General features: G+C 64.1%; 20 protein-coding genes. 4 read left to right on the top strand and 16 right to left on the bottom strand.

Features of this window, described 5'->3' with window-relative positions:
- Window positions 1-51 precede the first annotated feature (51 nt).
- The 3 genes from PATSB16_RS16800 to PATSB16_RS16790 form a co-directional block, all read right to left on the bottom strand.
- Complete coding sequence (locus tag PATSB16_RS16800; protein WP_047215204.1) at window positions 52-1,233, bottom strand: isovaleryl-CoA dehydrogenase; 1,182 nt, start codon at window positions 1,231-1,233, stop codon at window positions 52-54.
- Between the two features lie 40 nt (window positions 1,234-1,273).
- Window positions 1,274-1,723, bottom strand: a complete 450-nt coding sequence (locus tag PATSB16_RS16795; protein ID WP_047215203.1) for a PaaI family thioesterase — start codon at window positions 1,721-1,723, stop codon at window positions 1,274-1,276.
- A 102-nt stretch (window positions 1,724-1,825) separates the two neighbouring features.
- The gene (locus PATSB16_RS16790) at window positions 1,826-2,266 is read right to left on the bottom strand and encodes a MerR family transcriptional regulator (RefSeq protein WP_047215202.1); all 441 of its coding nucleotides are present in this window, start codon (window positions 2,264-2,266) and stop codon (window positions 1,826-1,828) included.
- Window positions 2,267-2,391: 125 nt separating this feature from the next.
- Here PATSB16_RS16790 and PATSB16_RS16785 point away from each other — a divergent pair, with 125 nt between their 5' ends.
- A complete protein-coding gene (locus PATSB16_RS16785) occupies window positions 2,392-3,477 on the top strand; it encodes an MBL fold metallo-hydrolase (protein WP_047215201.1) in 1,086 nt (361 codons plus the stop codon).
- Between the two features lie 7 nt (window positions 3,478-3,484).
- Here the strand turns inward: PATSB16_RS16785 and PATSB16_RS16780 are convergent, their stop codons facing one another.
- The 5 genes from PATSB16_RS16780 to argS form a co-directional block, all read right to left on the bottom strand.
- Entirely contained in the window at window positions 3,485-4,330 is an 846-nt protein-coding gene (locus tag PATSB16_RS16780) for a helical backbone metal receptor (protein ID WP_047215200.1), read from the bottom strand.
- Window positions 4,320-5,138, bottom strand: a complete 819-nt coding sequence (locus PATSB16_RS16775) for an SDR family oxidoreductase (RefSeq protein ID WP_047216681.1) — start codon at window positions 5,136-5,138, stop codon at window positions 4,320-4,322. Before PATSB16_RS16775 ends, PATSB16_RS16780 begins: the two co-directional genes overlap by 11 nt.
- A 60-nt stretch (window positions 5,139-5,198) precedes the next feature.
- Window positions 5,199-5,885: a thiol:disulfide interchange protein DsbA/DsbL gene (locus PATSB16_RS16770; protein WP_047215199.1), complete on the bottom strand. Its 687-nt coding sequence runs from the start codon at window positions 5,883-5,885 to the stop codon at window positions 5,199-5,201.
- Window positions 5,886-6,024: 139 nt separating this feature from the next.
- Window positions 6,025-6,705 carry an SPOR domain-containing protein gene (locus PATSB16_RS16765; RefSeq protein WP_047215198.1) on the bottom strand — a complete coding sequence of 227 codons (681 nt, stop codon included), beginning with the start codon at window positions 6,703-6,705 and terminating at the stop codon, window positions 6,025-6,027.
- Between the two features lie 118 nt (window positions 6,706-6,823).
- On the bottom strand, window positions 6,824-8,581 hold the full coding sequence (gene argS, locus PATSB16_RS16760; protein WP_047215197.1) for an arginine--tRNA ligase: 1,758 nt from the start codon (window positions 8,579-8,581) through the stop codon (window positions 6,824-6,826).
- Between the two features lie 148 nt (window positions 8,582-8,729).
- Between argS and PATSB16_RS16755 the strand changes: the two genes are divergently transcribed.
- Window positions 8,730-9,050, top strand: coding sequence for a DUF1840 domain-containing protein (locus tag PATSB16_RS16755; protein ID WP_047215196.1), 321 nt, complete (start codon window positions 8,730-8,732; stop codon window positions 9,048-9,050).
- Between the two features lie 222 nt (window positions 9,051-9,272).
- Here the strand turns inward: PATSB16_RS16755 and PATSB16_RS16750 are convergent, their stop codons facing one another.
- The 4 genes from PATSB16_RS16750 to PATSB16_RS16735 form a co-directional block, all read right to left on the bottom strand.
- Window positions 9,273-9,548 carry a hypothetical protein gene (locus tag PATSB16_RS16750; RefSeq protein ID WP_047215195.1) on the bottom strand — a complete coding sequence of 92 codons (276 nt, stop codon included), beginning with the start codon at window positions 9,546-9,548 and terminating at the stop codon, window positions 9,273-9,275.
- A gap of 166 nt (window positions 9,549-9,714) precedes the next feature.
- Window positions 9,715-10,425 carry an MgtC/SapB family protein gene (locus PATSB16_RS16745; protein WP_047215194.1) on the bottom strand — a complete coding sequence of 237 codons (711 nt, stop codon included), beginning with the start codon at window positions 10,423-10,425 and terminating at the stop codon, window positions 9,715-9,717.
- A gap of 141 nt (window positions 10,426-10,566) precedes the next feature.
- Entirely contained in the window at window positions 10,567-13,281 is a 2,715-nt protein-coding gene (metH, locus tag PATSB16_RS16740; protein WP_169834627.1) for a methionine synthase, read from the bottom strand.
- Between the two features lie 30 nt (window positions 13,282-13,311).
- Window positions 13,312-14,382: a homocysteine S-methyltransferase family protein gene (locus tag PATSB16_RS16735; protein ID WP_047215192.1), complete on the bottom strand. Its 1,071-nt coding sequence runs from the start codon at window positions 14,380-14,382 to the stop codon at window positions 13,312-13,314.
- Between the two features lie 189 nt (window positions 14,383-14,571).
- Between PATSB16_RS16735 and PATSB16_RS16730 the strand changes: the two genes are divergently transcribed.
- A complete protein-coding gene (locus tag PATSB16_RS16730; protein ID WP_047215191.1) occupies window positions 14,572-14,964 on the top strand; it encodes a rhodanese-like domain-containing protein in 393 nt (130 codons plus the stop codon).
- 68 nt (window positions 14,965-15,032) lie between these two features.
- Here the strand turns inward: PATSB16_RS16730 and PATSB16_RS16725 are convergent, their stop codons facing one another.
- The 3 genes from PATSB16_RS16725 to PATSB16_RS16715 form a co-directional block, all read right to left on the bottom strand.
- Window positions 15,033-15,290: a BTH_I0359 family protein gene (locus PATSB16_RS16725; protein ID WP_047215190.1), complete on the bottom strand. Its 258-nt coding sequence runs from the start codon at window positions 15,288-15,290 to the stop codon at window positions 15,033-15,035.
- Window positions 15,291-15,454: 164 nt separating this feature from the next.
- On the bottom strand, window positions 15,455-16,597 hold the full coding sequence (locus PATSB16_RS16720) for a DUF3108 domain-containing protein (protein ID WP_052892727.1): 1,143 nt from the start codon (window positions 16,595-16,597) through the stop codon (window positions 15,455-15,457).
- A 67-nt stretch (window positions 16,598-16,664) separates the two neighbouring features.
- A complete protein-coding gene (locus tag PATSB16_RS16715; protein ID WP_047215189.1) occupies window positions 16,665-17,489 on the bottom strand; it encodes an IclR family transcriptional regulator in 825 nt (274 codons plus the stop codon).
- A gap of 126 nt (window positions 17,490-17,615) precedes the next feature.
- Between PATSB16_RS16715 and PATSB16_RS16710 the strand changes: the two genes are divergently transcribed.
- Window positions 17,616-18,605, top strand: coding sequence for a fumarylacetoacetate hydrolase family protein (locus tag PATSB16_RS16710; protein WP_047215188.1), 990 nt, complete (start codon window positions 17,616-17,618; stop codon window positions 18,603-18,605).
- 24 nt (window positions 18,606-18,629) lie between these two features.
- Here the strand turns inward: PATSB16_RS16710 and PATSB16_RS16705 are convergent, their stop codons facing one another.
- Window positions 18,630-19,865, bottom strand: a complete 1,236-nt coding sequence (locus tag PATSB16_RS16705; protein WP_047215187.1) for a DUF6528 family protein — start codon at window positions 19,863-19,865, stop codon at window positions 18,630-18,632.
- Between the last annotated feature and the right edge of the window lie 253 nt (window positions 19,866-20,118).

Here is a 20,118-nt window from a genome sequence, read left to right as displayed (position 1 = left end):
CTTGAGGTTGGACGCGGCGCTAGGTCGATTGTAGCGCCGCATCGCGGCTCCTCACAGCGTCTCGGCGAACAGTTCGCGGCCGATCAGCATGCGGCGGATCTCCGAAGTGCCGGCGCCGATTTCATACAGCTTGGCATCGCGCCACAGCCGGCCGACCGGATATTCGTTGATGTAGCCGTTGCCGCCGAGAATCTGGATCGCCTCGCCGGCCATCCAGGTGGCCTTTTCCGCCGTGTACAGGATCACTCCCGCGCAATCCTTGCGCACCTGGCGCACGTGCTCGGTGCCGAGCGTGTCGAGTTGCTTGCCGACCGCGTAGAGGTAGGCACGGCACGCCTGCAAGGTGGTGTACATGTCGGCGACTTTGCCCTGGATCAGCTGGAATTCGCCGATTGCCTGGCCGAACTGCTTGCGCTCGTGAATGTACGGAACGACTACGTCCATGCAGGCCTGCATGATGCCCAGCGGGCCGCCGGCGAGCACCGCGCGCTCGTAGTCGAGTCCGCTCATCAGCACTTTGACGCCGCCGCCGAGCGTGCCGAGGATGTTTTCTTCCGGCACTTCGACGTCCTCGAATACCAGCTCGCCGGTGTGCGAACCGCGCATGCCGAGTTTGTCGAGCTTTTGCGCAACCGAGAAACCCTTCATGCCCTTTTCGACCAGAAAAGCGGTGATGCCGCGCGGGCCCGCCTGCAGGTCGGTCTTCGCATACACCACCAGCGTGTCGCAATCGGGGCCGTTGGTAATCCACATCTTGGTGCCGTTGAGCACGTAGCGATCGCCGCGCCGGTCGGCGCGCAGCTTCATGCTGACCACGTCGGAGCCGGCGTTGGGCTCGCTCATGGCCAGCGCGCCGACGTGCTCGCCGGACACCAGTTTGGGCAGGTATTTCTGCTTTTGCGCGGCGTTGCCGTTGCGGTGGATCTGGTTGACGCACAGGTTGGAGTGCGCGCCGTACGACAGGCCGACCGAGGCCGAGGCGCGCGAGATTTCCTCCATCGCTACCATGTGTGCCAGGTAGCCCATGGCCGAGCCGCCAAACTCTTCCTTGACGGTCATGCCGAGCAGGCCCAGCTCGCCCATCTTGCGCCACAGGTCCATCGGGAATTGGTCGGTGCGGTCGATTTCGGCCGCACGCGGGGCGATTTCATTCTGCGCGAAGCTGGCGATCGTGTCGCGCAGCATGTCGATGTCTTCGCCGAGATCGAATTTGAGGCCGGGCAAGGTGGTCATGGATTGTCTCCTGGATACGGAATGGCGTGGCAGCCGCGCGTTACGCCCGCTTGGGCGTGGACGGCAGCGCGAACAAGGTCTGCTGCATCAGGGCGCACAGGGTTTCCTGGCCGTCCCGGCGGACGAAGACTTCCGCCGTGGTGACGATCAATGTGCGCCCGCTTTTTACGATCTTGCCGCGTCCGATCAGTGTATCGCCAAGACCGGGCGCGAGGATGTTGAGCTTGTATTCGGCGGTCACCAGCTCGCCCTCGGGGTCAAGCGCAGTATAGCCGGCATAGCCGGCGGCCGAATCGGCCAGCGCGCCGATCACGCCGCCGTGAAAGAAGCCGTGCTGTTGCGCGACGCGCTCGGAAAAGGGCAGGGTGAGTTCGCAGAAGCCCGCACGCAGGGCCGTCATGCGGGCGTCCCAAGCGGTCATGACGCCTTGGGAGGCGAAACTGGCGTGAATTTTGTCGTACTGGGCCGGGCTGAGTTCGTTGGCTGACATGGGCGCCCCTCGGTGGGCATGGTCACGAATGTCGCCTATCCTACTTTACGTTTACGTAAACGTAAAGTAGGGATTGCCCCGGCGTCACCCTGAAGGCGGACCTCAGGCGCGCTCCTTGGCCGGCGATTTCGCGCGGCCAGTACGCGCCGGTGCCGCCTCGGCGCCGGCGGCCTGGAGCAGGGCCTGGCATTGCGCCTCGTGCTGGGCGATTTCGTCGAGCGTGACGCGCAGGTCTTCGAGTTGCTGTTCGAGCACGCGCCGATGCTTCGCCAAGGTAGTGAGAAACAGCCTGATCTGTGGCACGGTATCCTTGGGCGACTCATACAGGCTGAGAATGTCGCGGATTTCCGAGAGCGTCAGGCCGAGGCGTTTGCCGCGCAGCGTCAGCTTCAGACGCGTGCGGTCGCCCGTGGTATAGACGCGGTGACGCCCGCCCGGGCCCTCGCGCGCCGGTGTCAGCAGGCCCTGGTCCTCGTAGAAGCGGATCGCCCGGGGCGTGATGTCGAACTCACGCGCGAGGTCGGTGATGGTGTAGGTGGACATGGGGTTCCTGTTAAGCAGTCACTTACTTTTGCAGATAGAATTGCCGTTTACGTTATCGTCAAGCGCAGCCCCGCGCAATCGCAATCGCGACGACCGCATTTTTATTTATAAGGAGATCTCGCCCCGTGAATGCTCTGGAGCAGCAGTTGAACTACCCGATGGGAGACACCCTGCCGCCGGGCGGCAAGGTCCAGCAGGTGGCCCCCGGGGTGATGTGGGCGCGCATGCCGTTGCCGTTCGCGCTGGATCATATCAACCTGTGGCTGCTGCGCGATCGAATCGACGGGCGCGAGGGCTGGACGGTGGTTGACTGCGGCATCACGCACGAGCAAATCAAGGCCTGCTGGGAGGAGATTTTCGCCGACGCGCTCGGCGGACTGCCGGTGCTGCGCGTGATTGTCACGCATTGCCATCCGGACCATCTGGGTCTGGCGCACTGGCTGTGCGAGGGTGGCGAGCAGCGTCGCTGGCAGGCTCGCCTGTGGATGACCCTGGGTGAATACGCGTGGGGCCGCGTGATGTCGTCGGGCGATTCGCACGGCTCGAATGCCGGGGGTGAATTCGCGGCGCGCCACTTCAAGGCGAACGGGCTGACCGACGAAGCGACGCTGCAGAAGATTCGCGAGCGCAAGAATTATTACTCGAATCTGGTGCCTTCGGTGCCTGGGCAGTATCGCCGCATTCGCGAAGCCGACGTGCTGACGATCGGCGGGCACGGCTGGCGGGTGATCACCGGCTTCGGCCACTCGCCGGAGCATGCATCGCTGTACTGCGAAGATCTCAACGTGCTGATTTCCGGCGATATGGTGCTGCCGCGCATCTCGACCAATGTCAGCGTGTTCGATATCGAGCCCGAGGGCAACGCGCTGCGGCTGTTTCTCGATTCGCTGCAAACCTTCGAGCCGCTGCCGGCCGACTGCCTGGTACTGCCCTCGCATGGCAAGCCGTTTCAGGGCTTGCATACCCGCCTGGGACAATTGCGCGATCATCATGCGGCCCGTCTGGCGGAGGTGCGCGAAGCCTGCGCGGCCAAGCCGTGCAGCGCCGCCGATATCGTACCGGTGATGTTTCGCCGCCCGCTCGATATGCATCAAATGACTTTCGCCCTGGGCGAGGCGCTGGCGCATCTGCATGCACTGTGGCTCGACGGCGAACTGGCGCGCGAGCGGGGCGACGACGGGGTGTGGCGCTTCGCGCCGCGCCAGGCGTGAGCCGAAGTTACGCGCTGCCGCTGTCGGGGCCGTCCGCCGCGACGCGCCGGGCGAACGCTTGCAGGTAGTCGAGTCCGGCAATCGCTCGGCTGCCGTACCACGACACCATTTCTCCGTCGATCAGGTGTACCGGCTTGCCGGCCAGGGCCGGCTCGTTGCGCAACGCTACGGCGTGATCCGCCTGGAAGCGGTAAGGCTCGCTCGAGAGCAGCACCAGATCGACGTCGCGCAGCCATGATGCGTCGAGGGAGAAGGCCGGATACCGCGTGGCCGGCATGACCGGCAGTGTTTGCCAGCCGATTTGGCGCAGCATGCCGGCGATGTAGGTGTCGGGCGCCACGGTCATCCACGGATCTTTCCAGATCAGATAAAGCACGCGGCGCGGCGGGAAGCGCTGCGCCTGCAGACTCGCCAGCCGCGCCGTCAGCGCGCCGCACAGCGCCTCGGCCTGGCGCTGCCGGTCGAAGATCCCGCCCAGCAAGCGATATAGCGCAAGATTATCGGCCGGCTCGCACGGATGCGTGACGACGATATGCGGCACGAACCCGGCGATCTGCTCGACCGTTGGCTTTTCGTTTTCGTCGACGTTGACAATGACGTGCGAGGGCGCCAGCGCGCGCAGCGTGTCGAGCTTGACGGCCTTGGTGCCGCCGACCTTGGTGACGCTGTGCACAATGTGATGCGGGTGAATGCAAAAGCCCGTGCGGCCTACCAGTTGCGGCGCGAGATCGAGATCGCACAGCAGTTCGGTGATGCTTGGCACCAGGCTGACGATGCGCGCGTCCGGACCGGCCGGCGCATGCGCGTGCCCGGCCGCGTCGATCAACATCGCGGGTTCGACGTCACTGGCCATGATTCGAAGGGCGATGCTCTGCTTGATTCGCCGCGCGCGGCTTGCGCGGAGCGCGGCTGGCCAGCCGGTCGTAGAGCCAGCGCGGCACGCCGGCGAGCAGCGCGGCGACCACGCGCATTTGCCACGGATAGACGGCAAAGCGCTTGCGCCGCGCGATCGCGCCGGCTGCCTTGCGGGCGAATCGGTCCACGTCCATCAGGAATGGCATCGGGAAGGGGTTGCCGTCGGTCATCGGGGTGCGGATATAGCCCGGCACGAGTGTCACGACACCCACCCGGTGCGCGCGAAGCTCGACGCGCAGGCTCTCGAGATAGGCGATCACGGCGGCCTTGGACGCGCTATAGGCGCCGTGGCCCGGCAGGCCCCGCACGCCGGCTACGCTGGCGACGCCGACCAGCGTGCCGCTGCGCCGCTCGCTCATCAGGTCGACGAACGGCTGGAACGTGGCGACCATGGCCAGCCAATTGGTCTGCATGATTGCCTGGAAGCCGGGCAGGTCGGCAGCGTCGGCGGTATGAACGCCGGCGCTGATGCCGGCGCTGGCGATCACGATGTCGGGACACCCGAAGCGGGTAATGAAGTCCTGCGCGGCCGCTTGCAGCGCGGCGGCATCGCGCACGTCAAGCGCGTAACATTGAACGGCGTGCGGGTGTGGCAGGCTCTGGGCGAGCGCCTGCAGGCGCTCCGAGTTGCGGCCCACCAATCCAAGAATGGCGCCCTCGGCCGCGTAGTGGCGGGCCAGCGCAAGCCCGATGCCGCTTGAGGCGCCGGTGATGAAAATCCTGAGCGCGGCAGAGGCAGGCGGCATGGCGAACGGCCTCGAATGGAGCATTGCCGCCGCGCCGGGATTGGCGGGCGGCTTGAAGATTTAGAGTTTCTTGTCGCGGATCTGTGCAACGATGGCATCGACCGTTTGCAGTGTCGCGGTGAAGATGTCCTGCTCGGTCTTGGGCGGATTGCCCGCCTTCTGCATGGCGGCATCGGTGATCGACGGCGACACGATGTATTTGCCCTGGATCGCGATGGTCGGCACGCCGTCGATCTTGTACGCCTGGATCATCTGGTCGGCGCGCGCGACCTGGCTGCCCATCGAGAATGCGTTATAGGCATTCAGGAAGGCTTTGCGGTCGATCCCCTGCTTGGCGAGAAAGTCGGCCTGCGTTGTCGAGGTGAGCAGGTAATCTTTGTTGACCTGAATTTCGTGGAAGATTTTGGGCGTCATCTCGCGTTCGCGCCCGAGCGTGACCAGCGCGTAGTAGAGCCGTTGGTGCGGTTCGAATTCCTTGCGAAAGGCGACCGGCACGCGGTCGAAGACGACGTCCTTGTTTTGCTTCTTGATCCAGGCTTCCAGTTTGGGGTCGAAGGCGGCGCAGTGCGGGCAGCCATACCAGAAGAACTCGGTGACTTCGATCTTGCCCGCGGGCACATTCACCGGCTGGGCCGGTTGAAGCACCTGGTAATCGACACCCGCTTTGGGGTCGGTCGGCGATGCGTGGGCCTGAAGCGCGAGTGCCAGGCCAAGCGCTGCGAATAGGGAGCCTAGGATTTTTTTCATATGCGTGTTTGGTTAAGCGATAAAAACCCGGGATCGCCGCGCACGTCCCACGCCCGGCGATCGTCGCATGGTGCCCGTGGGCGGCTGCAGCGGAAAGCTTTCCATCAGACAGACGCCGCCCGGGCGGGTTCAATGCGACTTACTGTTTGGTGAAGCGGATCACGGCGGTCTCGACCCCCGCGCTGGCAAGCCGCTGCCGGACCTGGTTCATTTCATCGAGCTTGCTGTAGGGTCCCAGGCGTACCCGATAGAGCGTCAGGCCATTGGCGTTGCGCGAGGTCACTTTGGCTTCCAGGCCCTGCAGCGCCAATTGTGCGCGTTGCTGTTCGGCGTCGGAGCTCGATTTGTATGCGCCGACCTGCAGGTAGTAGCCGACCTTGCTGTTGCCGGCCGCGGTCGCCGGCGCCGGTGTCGCGGCCGGTTGCGAGGCGGCGGCCTGCATGCCGGCTTGCGGCTGCGCTGCGCTCTGCGTGCCGGTCGTGCCATTCAGGATGTCGGCCGGGGAGGGTTGGCTCGGCGCGGCAGCCGATGCCTGGTTCGGGATCGCCACGGCCTGCGGTGCGGATGGCATGAGCGGCACCTGGATGTTCTGCGAGCCGTTCGGCAGCCCCGCCTGATTCTGCAGCGCCTGGTTCGGATTGGGCGATTGCGTCGCCGGCAAATTGCTGGGCTGCGGCGGCGTCTTTTCGACGAAGGGCGTTGGCGCCTTGGTGATGTAGAGCGCAACCACGACCGCTATCGCAAGCCCGACGATCAGGCCGAGGACGATACCGAGGAAGGTGCCGCCCCACTGGCGGGCCGGTCGACGTTTGTTGGACATGGAATCGTTTCCGTACTTACAGGGGTTCAATCGGACAGGACGTTCGATTATAACCAGCCGGCGAACGTCGCCGCTGCAAAGCGCGCGCGAGGCGATCGGGCCGTCGTCGCGCGCGTCTTCACATTTGCTCGGGTGCCGATACGCCGAGCACCGCCAGGCCGTTGCGCAACACCTGGCGCGTGGCTTTGAGCAAGGCCAGTCGGGCCAGCTTCAGGGGTTCGTCGTCGACCAGCACGCGCTCGGCATTGTAGAACGAGTGGAACGAGCCGGCCAGGTCGCGCAGGTAGAACGCAACCGCATGCGGCGCGAGCTCCTCGGCCGCACGGGTGAGCGCGTCCGGGTATTCGGCAAGCTGCTGGAGCAGCGCCAATGCGTGGTCGCCGCGCAGCGGGCCGAGATCGGTCGTATCGAGCGTGGCGGGGTCGCCCCCCCACTGCGTCAGCACCGAGCAGATGCGCGCATGCGCGTATTGCACGTAGTACACCGGATTCTCGTCGTTTTGCTTGAGCGCCAGATCGACGTCGAAGACGAACTCGGTATCGGCCTTGCGGGAGATCAGGAAAAAGCGCACGGCATCGCGTCCGCGCCGCAGGGCGTCCTCGCGCGCCGCGTCGCTCAGGTTCTCGCGCGCACTGCCTTCGGTGAGGCCGCCCGACCATTCGATCAGGTCGCGCACCGTCACGTAGCTGCCGGCGCGCTTGGAGATCTTGACCTCCTGTCCGCCCTTCATCACCGTGACCATCTTGTGCAGGACGTAATCGGGATAGTCGGCCGGAATGCCGATGCCCAGGCCTTGCAGGCCGGCCCTCACACGGGCGATGGTGCCGTGATGGTCGGAGCCCTGGATATTGATGACCTTGGTAAAGCCGCGCTGCCATTTGCTGACGTGGTAGGCCACGTCGGGCACGAAGTAGGTGTACGTGCCGTCGGATTTACGCATGACGCGATCCTTGTCGTCGCCATAGTCGGTGGTTCTGAGCCACAGCGCACCGTCCTGCTCGTAGGTCTTGCCCGCGGCAATCAATGCCTGCACCGTTTGCTCGACGCGGCCCTCGGTATAAAGTGACGATTCGAGGTAGTAGCGATCGAAACGAACCCCGAAGGTTTGCAGGTCGATGTCCTGCTCGTGACGCAGATAGGCCACGGCGAATTTGCGGATCGCCTCGAGATCGTCGAGCTCCCCGGCGCCGGTCACGGGAGCGTTGTCTGCCGCCTGAACGGTCTGGCGATTCAGGTAGTCGCGCGCGATGTCGGCAATATAGTCGCCGTTGTAGGCGGCCTCCGGCCAGTCCGCGTCGCCCGGCTTGAGCCCTTTGGCGCGCGCCTGGACCGAGATGGCCAGCGTATTGATCTGCACGCCGGCGTCGTTATAGTAAAACTCGCGGTAGACTTCCCACCCTTGAGTGGCGAGCAGGTTGGCCAGCGCATCGCCCAGAGCAGCCTGGCGGCCATGACCGACGTGCAGTGGGCCGGTCGGGTTGGCGGAAACAAATTCCAATAGGACGTGTTTGGTTTTATCGAGCGGTTGGCAGCCAAACGCGTTGCCCTGCGTGACGATCTCACGTGCGACCGCTTGCTTTGCCGCGGGGCTCAGCCGCAGGTTGATGAAGCCGGGCCCGGCAATTTCCGTCTGCTCGATCAGGCCGGCGGCACGGGGATCTGCCTGGACAGCGGCGGCAATGCGCTGCGCCAGGTCGCGCGGGTTGGCCTTGAGCGGCTTGGCCAGTTGCAGCGCGATATTGCAGGCGAGATCGCCATGGGCAGCGGCTTTGGGCCGCTCGAGGACGATGGGCGGCAAGTTCGCGCCGGCTTCGACGAATGGCGCGACGGCATCGGCCAGGAGGACGGCGATGGTGTTTTTCTGTGCTGGCAACATAGCGGAGAGTCCGGAGTATCCGGAATTTTCCGGATGTAGGAGACATTTTCGAGAGTGATGAATTTTAACAGGTGTATGATGGACAAGAGGCCGTAACGCAAGGGCCCACGCCTGGATTCAATCATAAGAGCAGAAAGGTAGGTGCAATATGTTGATTACTTTCAAGTCGACCGCGGCCCCCGCGCTGATCATGCAGACCGATCTGGCCCGCTTCCTGTTGGGCCTGATCGACAAGAAGCTGGGGGAACGCGGTGTGATCTCGCATACCGAGATGGACGTGGCAATTGCCAAACTCGAGGCGGCGATGGCGCAGGATAAACAGCACATCGAAGCAATGAAGGCGGAACACACCGACCCGGAGGAGCGGGACGAAGAAGAGCTGCTGGGATTGTCGCAGCGCGCTTATCCGTTGCTCGACATGCTGCGTGAAGCCAGGAAGGAAAATGCCGACGTGATGTGGGGCGTCTGAGCGGTCGCTGCGTGCTCGCGTGACGGGCTCAAGCGAGCGTCGGCCCGCATCGGCCCAAATGAACAAAGCCTCCTGCGTGCAGGAGGCTTTGTTCATTCAAGGCGTGTTCGGTGAACGAGTCGCGCCGCGCTTCGTTGAAACGGGAAACGCCTTGCCCATGTGGCGTTTCCCGTCTGTGGGGTCAGGCAGGCCCTAAACCGCGTCGCTGCGCGGCTGGCGCTGTCACTGCGGCTTGGCAGGGGTGGCGGGGGTAGCCGGCGTAGCTGGCGCGGCCGGCATGGCCGAGGTGCCCATGCTGCCTTGGCCGGCGGTACCGCCGCGCATCATGCCCTCGCCTTCTTTCTTCTTGAGCTTGCTATGTTTGCTGTGCTTTTTGGTTTTGGCATGCTCGGTCGCGTGGCCCTTGGCCATGGCGCCCTCGGTTTGGGTTTGAGCGAAACTCAGGGCCGAAGCGGCGGCCAGTGAGACTGCTGCAAGCGTCAACGTCAATTTTTTCATGAAACACTCCTTTCGAGGTTGTGTCCGGCAAGCGGTCCTGCGTGCCTGGCGGATTATCACTTTGGAAAGTGAGCCTTCAGTATAAAAATGCTCCTCCGCCCATGCTGTAAGGAGTTGTAATCATTTGTAATGATCCAGCGCCGCATCTGCGTCGCCGGGCGATAGATTAGTCGTCCGAACGGCTGCTCCAGAACACCTGGCTGACACCGCTCAATTGCTTCAACTGGTCGCACAGGCGGTCCAGCTCGTCGCTTTGCACGGAGGTCGGCAGCAACTGGGCCTCGATTTCGATGTCGTCGTCGCCAAACGGCTGGATGTCGAGCTCGCGCACTGGATAGCTGGCGCGCTCGAGCCACTGTTCGACCTGGGCCAGCACGTCGCGTTGCACGTCGCGCGTGCAGACCACCGACAACGCATAGGTGGCCTCGGCAGCACTCTCGTTGATCGGCGCGCGGTTGATACGGTTGACCATCGGGCGCAACAGCGTGTTGGCTGCCAGCACAAAAAGAGCCGTCAGCACCGCCTCGGCGAGCAGCCCCGAGCCGGCGCAGGCGCCAACGGCGGCCGACCCCCACAGCGTCGCGGCCGTGTTGAGCCCGCGGATCGATGCGCCTTCCTTCATGATCGCTCCGGCGCCGAGAAACCCGACGCCGGATACCACGTAGGCGATCACACGCGTGTCGCCAGGCATCAGGCGCATGCTCAGATCGACAAACGCGGCCGCGGCGACGGCCACCAGGACATTGGTGCGCAGCCCGGCGGTGCGCTGGCGATACTGCCGCTCAAAGCCGATGACGCCGCCCAGGACGAAGGCTACCGACAGAATCAGGAGCGTGTTGAGCAAAGGGAGGAGGTGGAAGTTGTCCAGCGCATTCATCGGCGTGCGGCTCCAAAATTCAGGCGAAGCTGGCGCGGCGCCATGGGAAACCAATGACGCGCGCGAAACAGACGCGAAGCATCGCGTCACGCGGTGGGGGGAGGTTGTGAGACGCTTCGGCGGCGGCGCCGAAGCGTCTCGTTACAGCAGTGGGGCGAGCAGGCGGCGCGCGGCGTTGGTGTCGAAGCCGGTGCGCTGGATGAAACTCTCGACCTGATCCTGCTGGATTTTACCGACGCTGAAGTAGGTGCTGTCCGGGTGCGAGAGATAAAAGCCGGAGACGCTGGCCGCGGGCAGCATGGCCAGCGATTCGGTGACGCTCATGCCGATCTCGTCGCAGTGCAGGGTGTCGAACATCGCGCGCTTGACCGAGTGTTCCGGGCAGGCCGGGTAGCCGGGCGCCGGCCGGATGCCGCGATACGCTTCGCCAATGAGTTGCTCGTTGCTCAATTGCTCGTCGTTGGCATAGCCCCAGAATTCCTGCCGCACACGCTGGTGCATGCGCTCGGCAAAGGCTTCGGCGAGCCGGTCAGCCAGCGCCTTGAGCGTGATCGCGCTGTAGTCGTCGTGATCGGCCAGGAACTGGGCTTCCTTTTCGGCTACGCCAATCCCGGCGGTGACGGCGAACATGCCGATGTAGTCGGCCACGCCGCTGTCTTTCGGCGCGATGAAATCCGCCAGGCAACGGTTCGGCCGCCGCACGCCGTCGACCACCGGGCGCTCGCTTTGCTGGCGCAGGTTATGCCAGGTCAGCGCTACCTGCGTGCGGGATTCGTCGGTGTAGATTTCGATGTCGTCGTCGTTGACGGTGTTGGCCGGCAACAGGGCGATCACCCCGTTGGCCGTGAGCCAGCGCCCGAGAATCAGCCGCTTGAGCATGCTCTTGGCATCGGAGAATACGCGCCGCGCCGATTCGCCGACGATTTCATCGTTGAGGATCGCAGGGTAGGGCCCGGCCAGGTCCCAGGTCTGGAAGAACGGACCCCAGTCGATATAGTCGACCAGTTCGTTCAACGGGTAGTTTTTGAATACCCGGCGGCCGACGAATTTCGGCTTGGGCGGTGTATAGGCCGACCAGTCGAATGCCGCTTTGTTGGCACGCGCGGTGGCCAGCGAGACCATCGGCAGTGCCTTCTTGTTGGCATGCTGGACGCGGATGCGTTCGTAATCGGCGCGAACCTCTTCGAGGTATTTGGCCGCGCCATCGTCGGACAGCAGGTTGGAGGCCACCGAGACCGAGCGCGAGGCGTCCGGCACGTAGACGACCGGGCCTTCGTAATTCGGCGCGATTTTCACCGCGGTGTGCACTCGCGACGTGGTGGCGCCGCCGATCAGCAGCGGGATCTTCTTGATGCGGAAATAGTCGTCGCGCTGCATTTCCGAGGCGACGTAGGCCATTTCCTCGAGGCTGGGCGTAATCAGCCCGGACAGGCCGACGATATCGACGCCCTCGACCTTGGCCTTGGCGAGAATCTCGCTGCAAGGCACCATCACGCCCATATTGATGACTTCGAAGTTATTGCACTGAAGCACCACCGAGACGATGTTCTTGCCGATGTCGTGCACGTCGCCCTTGACGGTGGCGATGACGATCTTGCCCTTGGAGCGCACATCGCCGCCGGCGGCCGCGGTACGGGCTTTCTCTTCCTCGATGAACGGAATCAGGTGTGCGACGGCCTGCTTCATCACGCGCGCGCTCTTGACCACCTGCGGCAGAAACATCTTGCCGGCGCCGAACAGGTCGCCGACGATGTTCATGCCGTCCATCAGCGGCCCTTCGATGACCTGGATCGGGCGCCCGCCAGCCTGCGCGATCTGCTGGCGTACTTCTTCGGTGTCTTCGATGATGAACTGAGTGATGCCGTGCACCAGCGCGTGCGCCAGCCGTTTTTCAACCGGCTGGTTGCGCCACTCGAGATTGTCCTCGCGCTTGGCGCCACCGCCCTTGAACTGATCGGCGATTTCCAGCAGGCGCTCGGTGGCGTCCGGTCGGCGGTTGAGCACGACGTCTTCGACCCGCGTGCGCAATTCCGGGTCGAGATCTTCGTAGACGCCGAGTTGGCCGGCGTTGACGATGCCCATGTCCATCCCGGCCTGGATCGCGTGATAGAGAAACACCGTATGGATCGCTTCACGTACGACGTCGTTGCCGCGGAACGAAAAGGACACGTTCGAGACGCCGCCGCTGACTTTCGCGCCGGGCAGGTTCTGTTTGATCCAGCGGGTGGCGTTGATGAAATCGACGGCGTAATTATTGTGTTCCTCGATGCCGGTGGCGATGGCGAAAATATTGGGATCGAAAATGATGTCTTCCGGCGGAAAACCGACTTCGTTGACCAGGACCTCGTAGCTGCGCCGGCAGATTCCGGTTTTGCGTTCGAACGTGTCGGCCTGGCCCTGTTCGTCGAAGGCCATGACCACCGCCGCCGCGCCGTAGCGTCGAATCAGCTTGGCGTGATGCTTGAACGCTTCGGCCCCTTCCTTGAGCGAGATCGAATTGACGATCGCCTTGCCCTGCACGCATTTGAGCCCGGCCTCGATGACCTCCCACTTGGATGAGTCGATCATGATCGGCACGCGGGCGATGTCCGGCTCGGAGGCGATCAGGTTGAGAAACCGGACCATCGCCGCCTTGGAGTCGAGCATCGCCTCGTCCATGTTGATGTCGATCACCTGCGCGCCGTTCTCGACCTGCTGGCGCGCCACGCTCAGGGCCTCGTCGAACTGGCCATTGAGGATCATGCGCGCGAATGCCTTCGAGCCGGTGACGTTGGTGCGCTCGCCGACGTTCACGAAGAGTGTGTCGTCGTCGATACGGAACGGCTCGAGGCCGGAGAGGCGCATGGGTGTGTGCATGGTGTCGGTTCGGCAATAAGGTTGACGGGCTCAGGCTTCCCGATATTGGTTGGGCCACGTGCGCGGCTTGACCTGTTTGAGTGCCTGGGCGATCGCGGCGATGTGCTCCGGCGTGGTGCCGCAGCATCCGCCGGCGATGTTGACCAGGCCCGCCTGGGCGAATTCGCGCAACAGGCCGGAAGTGACGTCCGGCGTTTCGTCGAACCCGGTGTCGCTCATCGGGTTGGGCAGGCCGGCGTTCGGGTAGCACGACACGTAGCAATCGCACAGCTTGGCCAATTCGGCGATGTACGGGCGCATCAGGGCCGCGCCCAGCGCGCAGTTCAGCCCGAAGGTCAGCGGCTTGGCGTGGCGCAGCGAATTCCAGAATGCTTCAACGGTCTGCCCGGACAGGATGCGGCCCGAGGCGTCGGTGACGGTGCCCGAGATCATGATCGGCAAGCGCTCGCCAGTGTCTTCGAACAGTTGGTCGAGCGCGAACAGCGCCGCCTTGGCGTTGAGCGTGTCGAAAATCGTTTCTACCAAGAACAGGTCGACGCCGCCCTCGAGCAGGGCCTTGGCCTGTTCGTAGTAGGCATCGCGCAGCGCGTCGAAGGTCACGTTGCGCGCCCCGGGGTCGTTCACGTCCGGGCTCAGGCTGGCGGTTTTGGGGGTCGGGCCGATGGCGCCGGCGGCAAAGCGCGGCTTGTCGGGCGTGCTGAATTCGTCGCATGCGGCGCGCGCAAGACGGGCCGATGCCACGTTCATCTCGTCGGCGAGATGCTCCATGTGGTAATCGGCCTGCGCAATTCGGGTCGCGCCGAACGTGTTGGTCTCGATGATGTCGGCCCCGGCGGCCAGATATTGACGATGAATCTCCCCGATCACGTCGGGCCGGGTGAGCGAGAGCAACTCGTTATTGCCCTTCACGTCGTGCGGGAAATCGGCAAAGCGCTCGCCGCGATATTGCGCTTCGTCGAGCTTGTAGCGCTGAATCATGGTACCCATCGCGCCATCCAGGATCAGGATGCGCTGGCGCAGCAGATCCGGCAGGGCCTGGCCGCGCGTGTAGCCGCGCTCGGTCTGGGCGTGCTCACGGGGAAGGGAAACGGTTTGGTTCATCGCTAAGAGTCCTGACGGCACTGCGGCGCCGGCGGGCCGCTTGCCGGTTTTGGGGGCAGCGGTCGGCGCAGGCCGCGCTAAAACCTATAATTCTAATGGTTTTGCGCCTGACGCATCGGGCGCTACCCTGATGGGCGCACGATGCGAAGGGTTTTTTCTCGGCTGCCACCTCGACCAGCGGAACGCCAAATGGAATTTCTCGCGCCCTCGCGCGCCCACGAATTGCTTCAACAGCGGGCCGATGCCCTGTTTATCGATTGCCGCAGCGAGATGGAATACCTGTTCGTCGGCCATCCGATCGGCGCCGCGCACGTGGCCTGGAACGACGGGCCGCATTGGGAGATCAACCCGCATTTCATCGTCGGGGTGCGCAAGCTCGCGGGCGCCAGATCCGACCGGCCGATCGTCCTGATCTGCCGCAGCGGCAACCGTAGCGCGGCGGCCGGCGAGGCCCTCGAGCGGCAGGGTTTTTCGCTCGTCTATGGTGTGCTGCACGGCTTCGAGGGCGACCTCGATGCGCGCCATCACCGCAACGCGACCAATGGCTGGCGCTGCGAGGGTTTGCCCTGGGAGCAGTGCTGAGCCAGCGCCGCGCAAACAAAAACCCCGCCGGCGGCGGGGTTGGTGGTAGGCCGTAAACCAGCGAGACGTCAGTGGAGTATGACGGGATGTGTCATCAGGCTGTCGAACTGGCCAAGAAAGTCGTCGACTTCGTCTTCCGAGGGTTCGGTGGCGATCAATTTCTGTACTTCTTGCCGAAATTGGGCGGCCAATTCGCCGTCCAGGAAGATTTCTCGACGCGCGTGCTTGTCGACAATCTCGTAGCCACCCGCGGAAAGCGAGCGGTTGTCGCTCAGAGCGGCAAACTCCACGACGCAGTAATTAGGGCTGTTGTAGATCATCAGCATGACGGCTCTCCGGTATTCCTGCAAAAATATTCTCGGCACGTAAATGGTGCTCTTAAGGACGAATTCAAGAGGGCCCTGAGTGCTGGCGCTTTGAATGATTTAACGGCCTGCAGGCGTGATTTCTTGAGAACGCTCCGTGGTGACGTGGTTATTTCAATTAACGTTCATGGCTGTTTAAACGTTGACTCCCAGACCGGGGCGCCGGTTCCTGGTTCTGGTCCATTGGCGGCGCCCGGACCGCAGCGCAGCACCAGGTCGAATTCAGTGCCGTCGGGCTCGGTCTGGCGGATCCGCACGGGCAGCCAGTCCAAGGCCGGCGCGAGCCAGACGTCGATTTTGCGGCGGTCGCCGGCGCGGCGCGCCAGCCGGGTGAAATGCCGGGTCTCCAGATACCCGTCGGGACCGGGCATTGTCTGCGGGCCGACGTATTCGATCGGCCAGATTTCACCGCTGTCGGTATCGGCGATATAGAACGGCTGCGTCGCACCGGGGCGCCTGTAACGGCGGGGGTCGCCGCGCGCCAGGCTCGCCAGCTCGAACACCATGCTGAAACGGTCCTGTGCGCCGGCGGGCAGCGGCAGGACGGTGCCGACCTTGCTGAAGGTGATTTCGGGGTGCGCGCCGCGCACGAAGGTGGTGACCGCCGGCGCATGCTTGCCGCGCTGTTCGGTATACCGGGCGGGCGCGATGCCGTAGGCGTCGAAGCCGCCCTCGCTGGTATAGCTGAAGGTGCCGACGAACAGCAGCGGTATGGCAACTTGCAGCGAGTAATGGCGGCCGTCGTTGTGCCAGCGGATCATACCGGTCTGGTTGCGTACGCCATTGACGAAGGCGTCGTATTCGAGATCGGCCGAGGGCGGCGGTGCGAAGGGGGTGCCACCGCCCTGGCGTGACTGCGGCGGCCCGGCTGATGGTGGCGCCGTTGCCGCCGGCATGCCGCCCAGCGCCGCCTGCTCTCCGGTCGCAGTGGGCGGCAAGGGTGACGGAGTCGGGCCGGGGCGAGCGGGCGGTCTGGGCGGGGCTTTCACGGCATGCCCCGGCGATTTGGCGTGACGACGCGGCGCCGCCCGAGGAGGGAGAGGTTTTTTTATCGGCGCGTCGCCTACCGGCGCAAGGGGTATCAGCGTGACGCGCAGCGGCGGCGCGTTCGGTGAGGGCGGCATGACTTCGCGCCGCGCAAACCAGACGCCGCCCAGCAGGTGCAGCAAGGCCACGAACGCGAGTACCGCCAGTGAGCGCAGCCATGGCCTGCGCGGCGCGCGCAAGGCAGGTGCAAACGAGACGGACTGGGCAGCGCGGCTGGGCATGCGGGGGGCGCCGGGCGAGCGTGCCCGGCTCGAAAAACCTGGGGGTCAACGGTGCCGGCGAACCGGCTTAGGGTTCAATGTACCCCATATCCGCCGACAGGCGTTGCGACAGCGTGCGCAGCGCGGTGTCTATCGGCCCGCCCCATCGGCTGTCGAAACGGGCCTCCGAGCCGAGCGCCAGGAGCCCCATCACCAGTTGGCCGGTGGCGTCGAGCACCGGCATGCAGAAGGCGTGGATGGACGGCAGCAGCGTGCCTTCGACGCGCGCGGCCCCGTGCGCGCGCACGTCGTCGAGCAGCGCGTCGTAGGCCTGGCGGGTAGTCGGCATGCCCTGCAGCCGCGTGCCCTGCACCTCGGCGAGCTCGGCTTCGATCAGCGGGGCCGTGTGGCGAGGCGGCAAATACGCGGCAAACAGGCGGCCGGTGGCCGAGGTGAGCATCGGCATGACGTCGCCCAGACGCAGGCTCACGCGCAGCGTGTGCGAGGCCTCCATCCAGTGCACCACGGTCGGACCATGATTGCCCCAGACGGCGATGCCGACGGTCTGGTCGATGCTGTCGCGCAGATCGGTCAGCGCGATCCGGGCCTGCTTGAAGGCGTCCACGCGCGACAGGCAAGCCAGGCCCATGCGCAGCGAGAACGGGCCCAGATCGTAGCGGCCCGAGATCGGATCCTGAATGACGAGGCCGAGTCGCTGAAAACTCACCAGATAGCGATGGGCCTTGGCCGGGCTCATGCCGGCCAACTGGGCCAGATCGCGCAGCATCAATGCCTGCGTGGCATGCGTGAGGACCTCGATCAGCTTGAAGCCGACTTCGATGGATTGAATGCCGGAGCGCAGTTTTTCTTCCGGTTCGAGATCGGCGGATTCGGCGTTAGGTACACTGTTCATGAAATATACGTCGGCTCGCCTGGGCAAGCATGAAGGTAATTCACAACTATAGAATAAATTTAACTAATCATAATTTTTGGCCGGCGTGCTAACCTCGCCTCCAATTCGGTCCGCTCTGATTTCACGATGAAACTCGCTACGCTCAAAGATGGTTCCCGCGACGGTTTGCTGATCGTTGTCTCCCGCGATCTCGCCACCGCGCAAGTCGCCGATGGTATCGCACCCACCCTGCAGCGGGTGCTCGACGATTGGGATTTTTACGCGCCGCAACTCCAGGAGGTCTATGACGCCCTCAATCATGGTCGCGGCCGGCATTCTTTCGCCTTCGATCCGCGTGAGTGCATGGCGCCGCTGTCGCGCGCCTATCAGTGGGCCGATGGCTCGGCTTACGTCAATCATGTCGAGCTGGTGCGCAAGGCACGCGGCGCCGAGATGCCTCCGGAGTTCTGGACCGACCCGCTGATGTATCAGGGCGGCAGCGACGATCTGCTGGGGCCATGCGATGACATCGTATGCGCGTCGGAGGATTTCGGTATCGACTTCGAGGCGGAAGTGGCGGTGGTGACGGCCGACGTGCCGATGGGCGCGAGTCGAGAGCGCGCGTTGGCCGGCATTCGCCTGTTGATGCTGGTCAATGACGTGAGTCTGCGCAATCTGATTCCGGCGGAACTCGCCAAGGGGTTCGGTTTCTTCCAGAGCAAACCGGCCACGGCGTTCTCGCCGGTGGCGGTAACGCCCGACGAATTGGGCGACGCCTGGCGCGACGCCAAGGTGCACCGGCCGCTGATGGTGCAATGGAACGGCAAGAAATTCGGCGCACCGGATTGCGGCACCGACATGGTGTTCGATTTCGCGCAACTGGTGGCTCATATTGCCCGCACGCGCAACGTCGGTGCCGGCACGATCGTCGGCTCGGGGACGATTTCCAATGTCGATCGCAGCAAGGGCAGTGCCTGCATCGCCGAGCGCCGCATGCTGGAGACGATCGAGCATGGCGCGCCGCAAACCGGCTTCATGAAATTTCACGACACCGTGCGCATCGAGATGACCGATGCCGGCGGCAAGTCGATTTTTGGCGCCATCGACCAGGAGGTGGTGCCGCTGGCCGCTGCCTGAGGCAGGTTCGCTATGCCGGCCGGGTCATTCCTGCGCCGGTGCTTCCCAATGGAGCACACGCGCCTTGTAGAACCAGGTCGATTTCGGCAGCTGGATTTTGAGCGCGTCGCTCAGGTCGACATCGGGCCGGTCGCTCGCGCGTGTGGCCACCAGCAGCGTATTGCGGTCGTAGTGGTAGCTATGCTCGCTGCCGCTGGCGAACCAGGGCGCCGCCTGGGCCAGCACGATCTGGCTGCCGGGAATCTGGGAAATGCTCTTGACGCCGCCCTTCCTGAGCACCACGCGCAATTCCTCGGCACGGCTGCGGCCGGTTTTGGGCGACTTTTTCTCCAGCGCGCGTGACACGGTGCTGTCGATGGCGAACATCGGGGTGTAGGGCTCGAGCACCGCGGCGGCGCCCGCCCGGTTGGCATCGAGATCGAACGTGAAGACGCGCTCCCCGGTGGTCACGAACAGCTTGCGCGTGCCCGGCACCGGATACAGGTCGTGGCCGCCATCTTTCCAGTTGCCGTCTTCCGGGCAAACCGCGGGATAGCGTTGGCAGCGCTCATAGTAGCGGCCAATGTCGAACGTGGTCTGCAACACCAGCGCCGATGCCTCGGGGGTAGTGCCTGCGCGGTAGGCAAACACGGCAATCTTGTCGTGCCCTAGCGCGTAAAGCCGTTCGCTGCGCTGGTCCCACACGACGCCGTGCGCGAAATCCAGGTCGTACCATTTCGATCGCGCCATTGGCTGGTGCACGTCGCGTGCGTCGCGCGGCTTGGTCAGAAGGTACAGGTAGCCGTTCGAATCGGCGATGACCACGTTGCCATCGGGCAGCACTTCGGCGCTGTGCACGTTCATGGAATCGGCTCCGTCGCCGGTCAGCTCGCGATGAAACAGCACCTTGGCCGGCGCATTCTTCGGCTTGTTCTCATCATAGGCGACGATGATGGCGCCGCTGTCCGTGTCGAGCAGCAGGGCCTTTTGCCCTTGGTAGGTCACGGGCTTGATTTCCGACGACGTGCCGAGCACCAGGTCGCCGGAATCCCACACCATGTCCCTGTCGCTGACCGTGTGGGTTGCGCGGCGCACCTGCTGTGGATCGAGCGCGACCCGGTAGGCCCGCACTTTGTAGGTTTTGCGGCCGTTCTTGAGTGAGGTCGGCTCCTTGTCGGGAAATGCCACGGTGAAGTCGACCGTTGGCGCGGCGACAGCGTTTGCGCCGGCCAGGCAGGTGGCGGCGAGCAGACAAATGGCGAACAGTTTGCGCATATGCATGGGGTAGGTCTATCGTGGCGGTTGAATGCTCGGACGTGCGTGACCATTGACGTGCCTGGTGGCGCATACACGAGACGTTTCGGATGCCGGATCAATGGCGATCTCGGCGTTCGCGCGGAAGTGGTGTGAAGCGCGCCGACGCCGGAAATTTACCGCGACCAACCGCGGAGAAACAACAACCTGGAGATGCAGAAATTTCTGAATTTAGGACAAGAAAATGTGAAGGTGAATCGCCGTGGATGGGCCGGCCGGT

The organism is Pandoraea thiooxydans (genome assembly GCF_001931675.1).
Lineage (GTDB): Bacteria > Pseudomonadota > Gammaproteobacteria > Burkholderiales > Burkholderiaceae > Pandoraea > Pandoraea thiooxydans.
This window is presented reverse-complemented; position numbering and strand designations above follow the sequence as displayed.

Coding starts and splice junctions, on each gene's coding strand:
- PATSB16_RS16800 (WP_047215204.1), bottom strand. CDS start 1,233: ATGACCACCTTGCCCGGCCTCAAATTCGATCTCGGCGAAGACATCGAC.
- PATSB16_RS16795 (WP_047215203.1), bottom strand. CDS start 1,723: ATGTCAGCCAACGAACTCAGCCCGGCCCAGTACGACAAAATTCACGCC.
- PATSB16_RS16790 (WP_047215202.1), bottom strand. CDS start 2,266: ATGTCCACCTACACCATCACCGACCTCGCGCGTGAGTTCGACATCACG.
- PATSB16_RS16780 (WP_047215200.1), bottom strand. CDS start 4,330: ATGGCCAGTGACGTCGAACCCGCGATGTTGATCGACGCGGCCGGGCAC.
- PATSB16_RS16775 (WP_047216681.1), bottom strand. CDS start 5,138: ATGCCGCCTGCCTCTGCCGCGCTCAGGATTTTCATCACCGGCGCCTCA.
- PATSB16_RS16770 (WP_047215199.1), bottom strand. CDS start 5,885: ATGAAAAAAATCCTAGGCTCCCTATTCGCAGCGCTTGGCCTGGCACTC.
- PATSB16_RS16765 (WP_047215198.1), bottom strand. CDS start 6,705: ATGTCCAACAAACGTCGACCGGCCCGCCAGTGGGGCGGCACCTTCCTC.
- argS (WP_047215197.1), bottom strand. CDS start 8,581: ATGTTGCCAGCACAGAAAAACACCATCGCCGTCCTCCTGGCCGATGCC.
- PATSB16_RS16755 (WP_047215196.1), top strand. CDS start 8,730: ATGTTGATTACTTTCAAGTCGACCGCGGCCCCCGCGCTGATCATGCAG.
- PATSB16_RS16750 (WP_047215195.1), bottom strand. CDS start 9,548: ATGAAAAAATTGACGTTGACGCTTGCAGCAGTCTCACTGGCCGCCGCT.
- PATSB16_RS16745 (WP_047215194.1), bottom strand. CDS start 10,425: ATGAATGCGCTGGACAACTTCCACCTCCTCCCTTTGCTCAACACGCTC.
- metH (WP_169834627.1), bottom strand. CDS start 13,281: ATGCACACACCCATGCGCCTCTCCGGCCTCGAGCCGTTCCGTATCGAC.
- PATSB16_RS16735 (WP_047215192.1), bottom strand. CDS start 14,382: ATGAACCAAACCGTTTCCCTTCCCCGTGAGCACGCCCAGACCGAGCGC.
- PATSB16_RS16730 (WP_047215191.1), top strand. CDS start 14,572: ATGGAATTTCTCGCGCCCTCGCGCGCCCACGAATTGCTTCAACAGCGG.
- PATSB16_RS16725 (WP_047215190.1), bottom strand. CDS start 15,290: ATGCTGATGATCTACAACAGCCCTAATTACTGCGTCGTGGAGTTTGCC.
- PATSB16_RS16720 (WP_052892727.1), bottom strand. CDS start 16,597: ATGCCCAGCCGCGCTGCCCAGTCCGTCTCGTTTGCACCTGCCTTGCGC.
- PATSB16_RS16715 (WP_047215189.1), bottom strand. CDS start 17,489: ATGAACAGTGTACCTAACGCCGAATCCGCCGATCTCGAACCGGAAGAA.
- PATSB16_RS16710 (WP_047215188.1), top strand. CDS start 17,616: ATGAAACTCGCTACGCTCAAAGATGGTTCCCGCGACGGTTTGCTGATC.
- PATSB16_RS16705 (WP_047215187.1), bottom strand. CDS start 19,865: ATGCATATGCGCAAACTGTTCGCCATTTGTCTGCTCGCCGCCACCTGC.